At 70.9% G+C, this 12,679-nt stretch carries 13 protein-coding genes; 8 read left to right on the forward strand and 5 right to left on the reverse strand.

What is annotated here, in order from left to right:
• Window positions 1-67: 67 nt before the first annotated feature.
• From galT to ACWDSJ_RS25450, 6 genes are all read left to right on the forward strand, one after another.
• Window positions 68-1,159 (forward strand): galactose-1-phosphate uridylyltransferase, encoded by a 1,092-nt coding sequence (galT, locus tag ACWDSJ_RS25425; RefSeq protein WP_450034733.1) that lies wholly within the window; start codon window positions 68-70, stop codon window positions 1,157-1,159.
• On the forward strand, window positions 1,156-2,262 hold the full coding sequence (galK, locus tag ACWDSJ_RS25430; protein ID WP_450034735.1) for a galactokinase: 1,107 nt from the start codon (window positions 1,156-1,158) through the stop codon (window positions 2,260-2,262). The genes galT and galK overlap by 4 nt, the downstream gene beginning before the upstream one ends.
• Before the next feature lie 190 nt (window positions 2,263-2,452).
• On the forward strand, window positions 2,453-2,653 hold the full coding sequence (locus tag ACWDSJ_RS25435; RefSeq protein ID WP_387369834.1) for a DUF397 domain-containing protein: 201 nt from the start codon (window positions 2,453-2,455) through the stop codon (window positions 2,651-2,653).
• Window positions 2,654-2,681: 28 nt separating this feature from the next.
• Window positions 2,682-3,431 (forward strand): SDR family oxidoreductase, encoded by a 750-nt coding sequence (locus ACWDSJ_RS25440; protein ID WP_450034737.1) that lies wholly within the window; start codon window positions 2,682-2,684, stop codon window positions 3,429-3,431.
• Window positions 3,432-3,482: 51 nt separating this feature from the next.
• Window positions 3,483-3,884 carry a PaaI family thioesterase gene (locus tag ACWDSJ_RS25445; RefSeq protein WP_450034739.1) on the forward strand — a complete coding sequence of 134 codons (402 nt, stop codon included), beginning with the start codon at window positions 3,483-3,485 and terminating at the stop codon, window positions 3,882-3,884.
• Window positions 3,881-4,876, forward strand: coding sequence for an MBL fold metallo-hydrolase (locus ACWDSJ_RS25450; RefSeq protein WP_450034741.1), 996 nt, complete (start codon window positions 3,881-3,883; stop codon window positions 4,874-4,876). The genes ACWDSJ_RS25445 and ACWDSJ_RS25450 overlap by 4 nt, the downstream gene beginning before the upstream one ends.
• 15 nt (window positions 4,877-4,891) lie before the next feature.
• Here the strand turns inward: ACWDSJ_RS25450 and ACWDSJ_RS25455 are convergent, their stop codons facing one another.
• From ACWDSJ_RS25455 to ACWDSJ_RS25465, 3 genes are all read right to left on the reverse strand, one after another.
• Complete coding sequence (locus ACWDSJ_RS25455) at window positions 4,892-6,058, reverse strand: serine hydrolase domain-containing protein (protein WP_450034742.1); 1,167 nt, start codon at window positions 6,056-6,058, stop codon at window positions 4,892-4,894.
• A gap of 14 nt (window positions 6,059-6,072) precedes the next feature.
• Window positions 6,073-7,227, reverse strand: coding sequence for a permease (locus ACWDSJ_RS25460; RefSeq protein WP_450034744.1), 1,155 nt, complete (start codon window positions 7,225-7,227; stop codon window positions 6,073-6,075).
• A gap of 94 nt (window positions 7,228-7,321) precedes the next feature.
• Window positions 7,322-8,515, reverse strand: coding sequence for an MFS transporter (locus ACWDSJ_RS25465; RefSeq protein WP_450034746.1), 1,194 nt, complete (start codon window positions 8,513-8,515; stop codon window positions 7,322-7,324).
• A gap of 93 nt (window positions 8,516-8,608) precedes the next feature.
• Between ACWDSJ_RS25465 and ACWDSJ_RS25470 the strand changes: the two genes are divergently transcribed.
• Both ACWDSJ_RS25470 and ACWDSJ_RS25475 read left to right on the forward strand, forming a co-directional pair.
• The gene (locus ACWDSJ_RS25470; protein WP_387369820.1) at window positions 8,609-8,983 is read left to right on the forward strand and encodes an ArsR/SmtB family transcription factor; all 375 of its coding nucleotides are present in this window, start codon (window positions 8,609-8,611) and stop codon (window positions 8,981-8,983) included.
• 11 nt (window positions 8,984-8,994) lie between these two features.
• On the forward strand, window positions 8,995-9,396 hold the full coding sequence (locus tag ACWDSJ_RS25475) for a nuclear transport factor 2 family protein (RefSeq protein WP_450034749.1): 402 nt from the start codon (window positions 8,995-8,997) through the stop codon (window positions 9,394-9,396).
• A gap of 180 nt (window positions 9,397-9,576) precedes the next feature.
• Here the strand turns inward: ACWDSJ_RS25475 and ACWDSJ_RS25480 are convergent, their stop codons facing one another.
• Together ACWDSJ_RS25480 and ACWDSJ_RS25485 are read right to left on the reverse strand one after the other, a co-directional pair.
• Complete coding sequence (locus ACWDSJ_RS25480) at window positions 9,577-10,425, reverse strand: NAD(P)H-binding protein (RefSeq protein ID WP_450034751.1); 849 nt, start codon at window positions 10,423-10,425, stop codon at window positions 9,577-9,579.
• Between the two features lie 215 nt (window positions 10,426-10,640).
• Window positions 10,641-12,356: an MFS transporter gene (locus ACWDSJ_RS25485; protein ID WP_450034752.1), complete on the reverse strand. Its 1,716-nt coding sequence runs from the start codon at window positions 12,354-12,356 to the stop codon at window positions 10,641-10,643.
• Window positions 12,357-12,679 lie beyond the last annotated feature (323 nt).

Raw genomic sequence — 12,679 nt, forward strand, 5'->3', positions numbered from 1 at the left:
GGCCCCGAGGGCGCCCCTCCGGGGAACGCTGATGTGAGCGCTCACATCGGTGCGGTACTGTGACGCGGTGATCATCACGCGCCGCAGGCTCGCCGACGGCAGGGAGATTCTGTACTTCGACGCCGAGCCGACGACCCGCACCGCCGTCGACACCCGCGACCTGCCGCGAACCACCACGCATTCGCAGGCGCGGCTGGATCCCCTGCTGGGCGAGTGGGTGGTGATCGCCTCGCATCGGCAGACGCGCACCTTTCTGCCGCCCGCCGATCTGTGCCCGCTGTGCCCGTCGACCCCGGAGCGCGCCACCGAGGTGCCCGAATCCGATTACCAGGTGGTCGTTTTCGAGAATCGCTTCCCGTCGTTGTCCACCGCGGCCGATCCCGCCGCGGTCGGCACGGTCGAGGGCTCGCCGCTCACGCCGCTGCGCGACGGCTTCGGGCGCTGCGAGGTCGTGTGCTTCACCAGCGACCACGACAGTTCCTTCGCCCGGCTCGACGACGCGCGCGCTCGCCTGGTCGTGGACGTGTGGGCCCAGCGCAGCGCGGAACTGGCCGAGATCGACGGCGTCGCACAGGTTTTCTGCTTCGAGAACCACGGCGAGGAGATCGGCGTGACGCTCTCGCATCCGCACGGCCAGATCTACGCCTACCCGTTCGTCACCCCGCGCGTCGCGAAGATCACCGCGAATCTGGCCGCGCATCGGAAGGCCCACGGCGGCAACCTGTTCGGCGATCTGCTCGCCGCGGAGCGCGAGGCCGGGCTGCGCGTGGTGGCCGCGAACGAGGAGTGGACGGCCTTCGTCCCGCCGTTCGCCCGCTGGCCCTACGAGGTCCAGCTGTTCCCGCATCGCCGGGTCGCCGACCTGCCCGATCTCGACGACGCCCAGCGGGACGCCTTCGCCGTCCTCTACCTGGACATGCTGCGCCGCTTCGCGCGTCGCTTCGACACGCCCATGCCCTACATCGCCGCGTGGAATCAGGCGCCCACCCCGAAATCCGGTGCGCCACGCGAGGATTGGTGGCTGCACCTGCAACTGTTCTCACTGCGCCGGGCCGCGAACAAGCTGAAGTACCTGGCCGGTTCGGAGTCGGGCATGCAGGTGTTCATCAGCGACACCACGCCCGAGACGGTCGCGGCGGAACTGCGGGAGCTGCGGTGAACCAGGGGGTGTGGGCCGCGCCGGGCCGGGTGAACATCATCGGCGAGCACACCGACTACAACGGCGGCTACGCGCTGCCCATCGCCCTGCCCCAGGTGGTGACGTGCCGGGCCCGCGCGGGTTCGGACGGCCTCGTGCGCGTCACCTCGCGTCAACATCCCGACGAGCAAGTGGCCCAGGACATTTCGGCCCTCGCGGACGCCGAGGTGGCGGGCTGGGCCCGCTATCCGCTGGGCGTGGTGCACGAGTACGTCCGGCGCGGGCATCGGATCCCCGGCGTGGTCCTGGATCTCGACGGCTCGGTGCCGGTCGGCGCGGGCCTGTCGTCCTCGGCGGCGGTGGAGTGCTCGGTGGCCGTCGCGCTGCGCGACCTGTTCGAGCTGCCGGTCTCCGACGACGATCTGATCGATATCGGCCGCGCCGCCGAGAACGACTACGTGGGCGCCGCGACCGGAACGCTGGACCAGTCGGCGTCGGTGCTGTGCCGGGCCGGACACGCCCTGTTCCTGGACTTCCGCACCGGCGAGCGCGCCCAGGTGCCGTTCGATCTCGCCGCCGCCGGGCTGGAACTGCTCGTGATCGACACCAACACTCCGCATCAGCTCGCCGACGGCGGCTACGCCCGCCGCCGCCGGGAGTGCGAACGGGCCGCGGCCGCACTGGGTGTCGCGTCGCTGCGCGAGGTCGCCGACGTCGCCGACACCGAGCGCATCGACGATCCGGTGGTGCGCCGCCGCGCCCGGCACATCGTCACCGAGAACGCCCGCGTGCTCGATGTGGTGGCCCGCCTGCGGGAAGGCCGCGATCCGCGTGCGATCGGACCCGTCCTCACCGCCGGGCACGCCTCGCTGCGCGACGATTTCGAGATCTCCACCCCACAGCTGGACACCGCCGTGGCCACCGCGCTCGCGGCCGGGGCGTACGGGGCGCGCATGGTGGGCGGCGGATTCGGCGGCAGCATCATCGCCCTGACCGACGCCGACCGCACCGAGTCGATCGCGGCGGCCGTCACGGACCGCTTCGGCGAGCGGGGTTTCGACGCCCCGCGCACGTTCGTGGCGGTGCCCTCGGCGGGGGCGCGCCGCGTGCCGGACGCGGACTGAATCGTCCGCGAATTCGTGGTCGCAAACGATCGATCAGATGAATTTTCGGCGACATGACCCCTTTCTGTCGCGAATGCGCCACGGCCGCAACGAAATATCGCAACGGATCTTGTGAATCCGCTGAACGAGCCACAATCGGCGAAAACCGCCCGGTATGGTGGAAAGTCGATCAATCGCTGGAGGTAGACCGATGAGCGATATGGGTTGGCGCAAATCGAGTTTCAGCGGGCCGGACGGCAACTGCGTGGAATGCGCCCGGCTGGCCGACGGTTCCGTGGCGGTCCGCAACAGCAGGCATCCCGACGCGGCGGCCCTCGTGTTCACGCCCGCCGAGTGGCGGGCCTGGCTGCTCGGCTGCCGCGCGGGCGAATTCGACGACCTGACGACCTGACCCCCGGGGCGGGCGTTAGGGTCGTGCCATGACCAGGCGCAGGATACTCATCACCGGGGCGAGCTCCGGACTCGGCGCGGGTATGGCCCGTGAATTCGCCGCGCGGGGACGCGATCTCGCGTTGTGCGCGCGGCGGGTGGAGTTGCTCGAGGAATTGCGCGACGAGCTGACCGCCGCGCATCCGGAAATCACGGTCGCGGTGCGCGCTCTGGACGTCGACGATCATGCCGCGATTCCGGCCGCGTTCGCCGCCCTGCGCGACGAGCTCGGCGGTCTGGATCGGGTCGTCGTCAATGCCGGAATCGGCAAGGGCGCGCGGCTGGGCACGGGCCGCGCCGACGCGAATATCGCCACCGCGACCACCAACTTCGTCAGCGCCCTGGCGCAGGCGGAGGCGGCGCTCGAGATCTTCCGCGAGCAGCGCGGCGGGCATCTCGTGCTCATCTCCTCGATGAGCGCGGTGCGCGGGCTGCCCGGCAAGAAGGCCGCGTACTCGGCGAGCAAGGCCGGATTGTCCGCGCTCGGTGACGCTTTGGCGACGGAGTTGCGCGGCGGGCCGATCCGGGTGACGACCGTGGAACCCGGGTTCATCGCGACCGACCTGTCCGCCTCGGCCGGGGACGCGAAACTGCTGGTCCCGCTGGACAAGGGGGTCGCGGCCATGGTGGCCGCGATCGAACGCGAGCCGGTGCGCGCCTGCGTGCCCGCCTGGCCGTGGCGGCTGCTGGACGTGGTGCTGCCGCGCCTGCCGCGTGCGGTGGTGGCGCGGGTCAGCTGATTACCCGCGGGGTAATCGACTCGGCCCACGCCGTCGGCCACACTCGACACCATGATCGATTCCGAGGGCACGAAGCTGTTCCACACGACCATGCCGTTGACCGAGAAGCTGGGCGTCGAGGTGCTCGAGCACGGCCCGGAGGTGGTGCGCAGCCGGATCGCGTGGGACGAGAGCCTGTGCACGCTCGGCGGTGTGCTGCACGGCGGGACGCTCATGGCCTTGGCGGACGCGACCGCGGCGGTGTGCGCCTTCCTGAATCTGCCCGAGGGCAAACAGGGGACGACGACGGTGGAGTCGAAGACCAACTTCCTGCGCGCGGTCCGTTCGGGCCACGCCACCGCCACCGCGCGCCCGCTGCACACCGGCCGCAGTTTCATCGTGGTGGAGACCGAGATCCGCGACGACGCCGACAAACTCGTCGCGAAGGTGACCCAGACCCAGGCGGTGCTGTGACCGATCCGATGATCGCCGCGCGGCAGCGGTTCTTCGGGACCGAGGTCGTCGATCCCGATACCGGGCGGGTGCGCCCGGATCGGGTGGTGGTCTCGTGGTTCGGGTGCGCGAGTTTCGCGGTCGCCCTGGGCGGCACGGTGTTCCTGCTCGACGCCTGGGTGCCGCGCGGGCTGACCGCGGGCTACGTTCCCACCACGCCCGCGGAGGTGGCGGCGCTGCGCCCGGCGGCGATCTTCCTGGGGCACGGGCATTTCGATCACGCGGCCGACGCGGGTCCGATCGCGCGGGCCAGCGGCGCGGTGGTGTACGGGACGGCCGAGCACTGCGCGGCGGTGCGGCGGCGGGTCGGCGATGCCGAATTGTGTTGTGTGGAGCTGGGTTCGGCGGCCTCCGCGCCCGGGGACCGCCTCGATCCGGAGTTCGCCGACGGGATCGCGGTGACGGTGGTTCGTCATCTGCATTCCGCGCCCACGGCCAAGGACCGGACCCCGCGCGGTTCGACGGCGCTGCGGCCGCGGCCCTGTCCGTGCGATATCGCCGCGTATCGTCCGGGGCGGGCGGAGGTCGGGCATCTGGCGCGGCACCTCGCCGATACCGAGGGCGGGACGCTGCTGTACCAATTCCGTACGGACGCTTTCACTTTGACGTGGCACGATTCGTCCGGCCCGCTATTGGATCGCGCGCCGCGGGTGCTGGAGGTGCTGCGTTCGCTGCCCGCGAGCGATCTCCACCTGGGGGCGGTCCAGGGCTTCAATCAGTACACCAACGGGCTGCGCGATCCCCGCAGCTATATCGAGGCGCTGCGCCCGGCCGTCTTCGCGCCGAGCCACCACGACAACTGGTTTCCGATCATGACGACGCGCGGTGCGGCGTATCGAGAACCGTTGCGGGAGGAGCTTTCCCGCATTCCGGCCGAGCGGCGACCGGAGTTGCGGATGCTGCTCGACCGGGACGATTACCTCGCGCCCGCGCGGCTGACGTTCACCGTGTGATTCCGTCGACTCGCGTTACGCCACGGCCCGATTCACCGCGTCCACCAGCGCGGGTGCGCGCGGGTCGAGGGCGCCCTCGACGATGTGGTTGGTCACGTAGGCGAAGGACAGACCCCGGGTGGGGTCGGCGAAGGCCAGGGAGCCGCCGCGCCCGGCGTGGCCGAACGAGTTCGGTCCGCTGAGCGGGAAGGTCTCGGTCGGCAGCATGAAGCCGGAGGCGTAGCGGTCGGGCAGGCGCAGGACGAGGTCGATGCCCGACGCCTGCTCGCGGACCGCGTCGGCGAGGGTCTGCGGCGTGAGCAGCCGCGTGCCATCGACCGGGCCGATGAGCGCGGCGTAGAGCCGGGCCAGTCCGCGGGCGGTGCCGATGCCGTTGCTCGACGGGATCTCGGCGGCCCGCACCTCGGGGGAGTTGAAATCGGGATCGGCCGGATCGGTCACGGCGAAGGCGCGATTGGTGAGCGAGTCCGGATCGAGCAGGGCCGCCACCATGTCTCGCATCGGCTCGGGGATCTCGTCGAGCGAGACGGCGGACAGGTCCGGCTTGGGCGCGAACACCAAGCGCGCGACCCGCGACCGTTCCGAATCGGGCAGGCCGATGTGGAAGTCGACGTCCAGCGGACCCGCGATGTCCTCGGCCAGGACCGTGCCGACGCCGCGGCCCACGACCCGGCGGATCACCTCGCCCACGAGCCAGCCGAACGTGCGGCCGTGATAGCCGTGCGCGGTGCCCGGTTCCCATTCGGGCCGTTGCCGTTCCAGCGCGCGCACCATCGGATCCCACGCCAGCGCCTGGGCCAGCGGGACCGGCTCGTCCAGGGTGGGCAGTCCGGCGCGATGCGAGAGCAGCCAGCGCACCGGGATCTCGCCCTTGCCCGCGGCCGCGAACTCGGGCCAGTAGCGGGCGACGGGCGCGTCGAGATCGAGGAGGCCGCGCTGGGCGAGCAGATGCGCGATCGTGGCGGTGACGCCCTTGGTGGCCGAGTAGACCAGCGTCATCGTGTCGCGCGCCCAGGGCTTTCCGGTGTCCGGATCAGCGACGCCGCCCCACAGGTCCACCACCGGGCGGCCGTCCCGATACACCGTCACGGCCGCGCCGACATCGCCGTACTCGTCGAAGTTGGCGGCGAAGACCTTCCGCACATCCTCGAATCCGGATTCCACCGTTCCATCGATCGTCATGGTTCGATCCTTCCTCAATGGTGATGCTCGTGCCCGGCCTCGGGCGCGCCGCCCATCATGCGCAGCATCGACACCCCGCCGCTGCGGACGAACCGCACCACCAGCACCGCGGCCAGCGCGAGGAACACGATGTTCAGCCAGGTCGTGTAGTTCCAGCGGATGCCCTCCTCCATGACCATGGCGTTGCGCTGCTCGGGGATGAGATGTGTTGCGCCGAACAGGATTTCGACCGCGTAGCCCGCGACGACCATGGCGGCGTAGAAGGTGGCGAGGATGGTCAGCATCATGCGGGTTCCGTAGTACTTGCGGTAGATGTTGAGAATCGGCAGGATCAGCAGGTCGGCGAAGATGAACGCGGTCACGCCGCCGAAGCTGATGCCGCCGTTCCACAGCACCGCCGCCAGCGGCACATTGCCGATCGAGCAGACGAACGCCGCGATCGCCACCACCGGACCCACGAGCGGCCCCCACACCGCCGACAGCACGGGATGATCGGTCAGGAAGAAGCCCTGCCAGAACGTATTCGGCACCCACGCGCCGATGGCCCCCGCGATCAACAGGCCGATCACCAGATCGCGCAGGATCGCCGCCCACTCCATCACGAACACGTGCGAGACGGCCGTGAAGCCGCGCCCGGACGCCAGCCGCCGCAGGAACGACCCCTCCCCCGTCACCGACATGTCCATGGCCGCATGGCCTTCCATCGATCCGGCGAGCCCGCGATCGGCCTGCTCCCGCGCGGCGTCCACCACCCGCGCCCGCACGAAGATCCGGAACAGCACCGCCACCAGCACGATCATGATCGGCCCGCCGATGAACTCGGCCGCGGTGAACTGCCATCCCATGAGCAGCGCCAGGATGATCCCCAACTCGACCACGAGATTGGTGGACCCGATCTCGAACGCCATGGCCGCGGTGAAGTTCGCGCCCTTGCGGAACAGCGACCGCGCCAGCGCCACCGCCGCATACGAGCACGACGACGAGGCCGCCCCCAACACCGACGCCACCGCCAGCGTGCGCGGCCGATCATCCCCCAACACCCGCACGATCGTCGACTTGCGAACCACCGCCTGCACCACGGCCGACAACGTGAAGCCCAGAATCAACGCCCACAGAATCTCCCAGGTCATCGACCCCGCCAAGGCGAGCGCATGCACGATCGGGTCCATCCCGGCCTCCTCTCACCGCGCGGCCCCACACCACGCACCCGAGCGAAGGTATACCCCCTGAGGGTATAGATCAAGGAGGCGCGCGGTGTGATCCTCATCCGCGCGCGACGAAACCCGCGGCCAGCGCGGCGACCGTGCCCAAGGCGATCGCGAAAATACCTGCGCCCCAAGCTATTCCGATGGCGTCGCCCAGGTATCCGGCGGTTACGGGGAGGGCGGCGGCCGGGATGTAGCCGCCGATATTGAGGGCGGCGTTGGCCTCGGCGCGGCGGGTGTCGGGGACGCCGGTGAACAGCAGTGTCAGGCCGCCGAATTGGCCCAGGCCCTGGCCTGTTCCGGCCAGGATCGCGGCGATCAGCAGCCCGGCCGCCTGATGGGTGGTCAGCGTGAGGGCCAGCGCGCCCATCGCGGCCACGGTCGCCAGCGCGCCCAGGAGCAGGTCTCGCCGGGTCGGCCAGGGGCGCGCGAGGAACTGCGCTCCCGTGGCGGCGGCGAACATGGCGAAGGCCATCCCTCCGGCGATGATGCGATTGCTCGTGCCGAGGAGGCCGACCAGCAGCGACGGGCCGAGTGAGAGCACGAAGGACGTGGCGGTGATCCCGGGCGCGAAGACCGCGACACCGAGGGCGAGAGCCCGGCGGTTCGCCCGCGGCACACCCGGAATACGAACCCAGCCAACGCCTTTCGTCGTCACGGCGGGCAGCGGCAGCCAGTACACGACCGCGGCCGCCGAGACCAGCAACCCCGCCTCCACCACGAACACCACCACCGTGGGCCCCGGCACCAGCTGCGCCAGCACCCCCGCCAGTAGCGGTCCCGTACCCGCGCCGCACACCATGGCCGTCGAGGCGGCCAGGGCGGCCAGCCCGGACCGCCGCTCGCCCGCCACATCCGCGACCGCCGCCATTCCCGCCGACACCGCCGCGCCGACCGCGATACCGGTCAGCACGCGCGCGATCCCCAGCGCCAGCACCGAATTCGCCGTCGCGAACAGTACGCACGCCACCAGCGCCAGCGCGATTCCGGGAAGCAGCACGGGCCGCCGCCCGATCCGATCCGACAACACGCCCGCCGACAGCAGCGCCGCGATCAGCCCCACGATGTATCCCGCGAAGATCACCGTCAGCGTGCCCGACGAGAAGCCCAGCCGCTCGCGCCACAACGGGTACAGCGGGGTCGCCGCGTTGGAGAGCACGAACACGGCCACAACGGGCCAGGCCGCCAACCAGATTCGGCTCGCCGGGACGGAAGCGGGCGCATCCGGGTGCGCCGAGGTCACAGTGGTCATCCGATCCTCCACAGTCTGTACGAATTTTCTCGTACCAGTACGAGTGGAATCGAACTGTAGCAGCAGTACGGAAAATCTCGTACTGTGTGAGACATGACCGCCACGTCGACCCGCGCCGCCTGGGCGCGTCACCCCGAACCGCCCGGCACCCCCGACCCGCTGCCCGAACCCGCGGCGGACGCGCTCCGACTGGAGACGGTGCTGGCCGCGCTGAGCGATCCGTTGCGGCTGGGCATCGTGCGCACCCTGCTGCTCGACGCCGAGGATTTCGACCATCCGTGCGGCTGGTTCGGCATCCCGCGCCCGAAATCCTCACTGACACATCACTTCCGGGCCCTGCGCGAGGCGGGCGTGCTGCGGCAGCGGCAGTACGGGCTGGAACGACGCAGTCAGGTGCGCATCGACGATCTCGAGGCCCGCTTCCCCGGCCTGCTGAATCTGGTAGCCGCCTGGACGCCGGACGAGTGATACTGACGCCCATGGCGATCTCGACTGCGGACCGGCTGGCGATCCACGAACTGCTCGCACTGCACGGTCACCTGAGCGACGCCGGGGACTTCGACCGAATGGGCGAGGTCTTCGTGGCGGACGTGGAGTACAACCTGACCGAACTGGGCGGTGAGGTGGTACACGGCCGAGACGCGTTGCGGGACATGGCGATCGAACTGGGCGACGGCAACCCCCTCGCCCACCACGTCACCAATATCGTCGTCTCCCCCCTGGACGCCGACGCCGCCCTGGTCCACTCCAAGGGCCTGGGCATCGGCGCGGGCGGCACGGTCGCCAGCGTCACCTACGAGGACATCGTCCGCCGCACCCCCGACGGCTGGCGCATCACCCACCGCCGCATCGTCCCCCGCCGCACCCCACTCCAACCCTGACCGCGCCGCACCCCGCCTGGCGCTGGCCACCCCTGCGCATCGCGCAACCCACCCGGCGCTGATCACCCCTGCGCATCGCGCGGCGACCCACTCGGCGCTGGCCACCCCTGCGCATCGCGCCGCAACCCACTGGGCGCTGATCATCCCTGCGCGGCGCACCGCACCCCGCCCGAGCGCCGATCAGGCGAATTCGGCTCGGTGGGCGGTGACCCAGTCGGCGAAGGTGTGGGGTGGGTGGCCGGTGATCTCCTCGACGGTGGGAACGACTCGGGCGGTGAACGATTCGAGGGCGCCGGCGCGCAGGGCCATGACCGCGTCGGCCATCTCGACGGACAATCCGGCCGCGAGTAGGGCCTCGCGGGCGTCGGCGGGGGTGGTCTCGATATAGCGCAGGGTGCGGCCGAGGACCTCGCCGAGGATTCGGGTCTGGTCTTGGGGGGTGAGCGCCTCGGGTCCGCTGAGCAGGTACGCGCGGCCGTCGTGACCGGGTTCGGTGAGCGCGCGCACGGCCACGGCGGCGATGTCGGCGGGGTCGACGACGGCGATACGGCCCTGGCCGAAGGGCGCGCGGACCGTGTCGTGCTCGCGGATCGAGTGCGCCCAGTGCAGCGCGTTGGACATGAAACCCAAGGGGCGCAACATGGTCCATGCGAGTCCGCTCTCGCGGATCGCGCGCTCGCCCTCGCGATGCCACCGCGGGATGGGGTCGTCGGCGGTCTCGTCGGCGACCCGGCCGGAGGACAGCTTCACGATGTGCGCGACCCCCGCCGCGCTCGCCGCCTTCGCGAGCGCGGCGTCGTGGCGCGGGATGAGCGGGCCGTCGGCGACGGCGAAGACGCGGTCCACTCCGGTGAGCGCCGGGATCAACGTGTCGGGTTCGTCGAGATCCACGCGGACAACCTCGGCGGCGTCGGGGAGGTGAGCGGCCGTGGGTCGTCGGGTGGTGGCGCGCACGGGAACGCTTCGCGCGCACAATTGCTCGACCACAGCTCGTCCGACGGTTCCGGTGGCACCGGTCACGAGAATCATCACCACTCCTCGGTTCAGCGACGGCGGGGCTGTCCCGCGTCACTGTCAGCGTGTGGCGGGGTGACGATTCGAACCATTCGATGTGGGCGGCGCGTTCGAAACCTCCATGAAATCACTCGAATCGACCGCATCCCGTTCCCCGAGGCCCGACGGTCGCCGGGAATCCGATGCGCGAGTCGAACGCGACCGCCGTGGCGGGCCGGAGGCGAAACCGCTCAGCGCGATTCGCCGTGCAGGACTGGTGCGCGGTCGAACGCGAATTCCGTTGCGCGCATGCCCGATTCCGCATCGAACGAGACCGGCCGCGCGGTGTGCCGCTGGACGAGCCGATCCAGGGCTGCGGCGAGATCGCCGGTCGACCGGGCCCGAATCGGGATCTCGATATCCGGAACGGCCGTGCCGAACTGCTCGGTGTGCCAGCGCGCGCCCCGGTACCACAGCCGGGTCGGCACCGGCCGCACGCTGCCGAGCCGATGCGGCAGCGGCGTCCGGACCACGACCCGGGCCAGATTGCCCGACACGAGAATGATCACCCCGAGCGCGGCGGTGAACACCACGACCGCCGAGACGAACATGCTCTCGGTGTAGTGGTGGATGTCGGCGCGCACACTGCCCGCCGGACCGGGCGTCGGGAAGACCGCCACCAGCGGCGCCAGCGTGCTCACCCCCAGCGCGTAACCCACTTGCGCCACACCGAATTTCGCGGCGGCCACCGCACCGGCCTGCGCGGGCGACGCCGCGGACATGATGAGTACCGACTGCGCGTTCTGCGCCCCCATCAGCCCCACGCCGACCAGCGCGCCCGCGGCCGCGTGCACCCACAGTTCGGTGCGCTCGCCGACGAAGACCAGGATGAGCAGCCCGAGCCCGCAGCACATCAGGCCCGAGGACAGCACCGCGCGCGCCGACACGCCGTTCTCCTGCGCCTGCCCGCCGAGCACCGCGCCGAGCAGCATCCCCAGCGACAGCGGCACCACCGCGAGGGTGATGGTGAGCACCGGGCCGTCGACGTAGTCGGCCAGCAGGGTCGCGGTCTGCCGCAGGTAGACCACCTCGGCGAAGGCGAACACCACCCCGGCCAGGCAGGCGGCGGCGAACGGCAGCGAATCCAGCAGCGCCACCGGGAAAGCGGGCCGCCCGCGCCGCCGCTCCCAGCGCACGAACACGGCGAAGGCCAGCACCGCGAAGGCCAGCGTCCCGAACACCCCCGGCTCGTCCCACGAATGATCGGCCGACCGCCCGACGGCGAGCAGCGCCGCCACCAACGCCACCGCCGCGAACACGGCCCCGCCCACATCGAGCCGCCGCGACCCGCCCGCACGCCCGTCGGGAACCGTGCACCACGCCGCCGCCCACAACGCGACGGTGATCCACCCCGTCACGAGATAGCCGTTGCGCCAAGGGCTTTCGGTACTCGCCAGCTGCCCCGCCAAACCCCCGCCCAGCACGCCGACCGCCTGGATCCCCAGCCACAACCCGAACACCCACGGCAACTCGTGCCGAAAGAACAACGCGGGCAGCAACGCCAACGCCGTCCCCGCGACCGCGGCCACCCCCACCCCGGTGAGCGCCCGCCCGATCAGAAACGACATCGGTCCGCCCGCGTACGCGGTCAGCACATCGCCTGCCACCAGAATCGCCGCCCCCGCCAACAACACTCGCCGCCGCCCGGTCCGATCCCCGAGCATCCCCACGAACAGGATGCTCGCCGCCGACGTGAGCAGCGCGACCCCGCCCGCCGCGGTCGCGACCTGCCCGGACATTCCCAGTTCCGACCGCGCCGCGGGCAACGCGTACGAGTGCACCGCCGCGTCGATCCCGGGCACACCCGCCAACAGGGCCAGCACCACCAGCGCCGGGGTACGCCGTTCCCGCCACGCCCGCACCGCCTTCGGCCAGAACTGCCGCGTGGGAGTCTCGAACGTCGTCACAAGCACACCCCTTCCCCAACCAAACGCTGTTGCTCCAATTTTGCCCAGGTAAACGGCGAATCCCCGACAGGCGTGCGGGCGCGTCCGGAATTTCCCACGACGGCACTGGAAAGCCGCGCCGCCACTGGGAGGTCCGCGCCCGAACCGCATCGCACGCGAACGGCCTTGCGGCACGGCCCGTAAGCAACCTCCGCGAGGCCACTCAGGCGGAGCCGCATGGACGCGAACTCCGACGAGCCGCGCGCACAGCCAAGCGGCCTGGCCCACAACCAGCATCCGCGAGGGTGTTCACGCGGAGCCGCGTGGACGCGAACTCCGACGAA

This window comes from Nocardia sp. NPDC003482, from assembly GCF_053588115.1.

Excerpts from the sequence above, each read along its gene's own strand:
- ACWDSJ_RS25440 (WP_450034737.1), top strand. The coding sequence starts at position 2,682 with ATGACCAGGCGCAGGATACTCATCACCGGGGCGAGCTCCGGACTCGGC.
- ACWDSJ_RS25465 (WP_450034746.1), bottom strand. The coding sequence starts at position 8,515 with ATGACCACTGTGACCTCGGCGCACCCGGATGCGCCCGCTTCCGTCCCG.
- ACWDSJ_RS25460 (WP_450034744.1), bottom strand. The coding sequence starts at position 7,227 with ATGGACCCGATCGTGCATGCGCTCGCCTTGGCGGGGTCGATGACCTGG.
- ACWDSJ_RS25475 (WP_450034749.1), top strand. The coding sequence starts at position 8,995 with ATGGCGATCTCGACTGCGGACCGGCTGGCGATCCACGAACTGCTCGCA.
- ACWDSJ_RS25445 (WP_450034739.1), top strand. The coding sequence starts at position 3,483 with ATGATCGATTCCGAGGGCACGAAGCTGTTCCACACGACCATGCCGTTG.
- ACWDSJ_RS25470 (WP_387369820.1), top strand. The coding sequence starts at position 8,609 with ATGACCGCCACGTCGACCCGCGCCGCCTGGGCGCGTCACCCCGAACCG.
- ACWDSJ_RS25480 (WP_450034751.1), bottom strand. The coding sequence starts at position 10,425 with ATGATTCTCGTGACCGGTGCCACCGGAACCGTCGGACGAGCTGTGGTC.
- ACWDSJ_RS25435 (WP_387369834.1), top strand. The coding sequence starts at position 2,453 with ATGAGCGATATGGGTTGGCGCAAATCGAGTTTCAGCGGGCCGGACGGC.
- ACWDSJ_RS25455 (WP_450034742.1), bottom strand. The coding sequence starts at position 6,058 with ATGACGATCGATGGAACGGTGGAATCCGGATTCGAGGATGTGCGGAAG.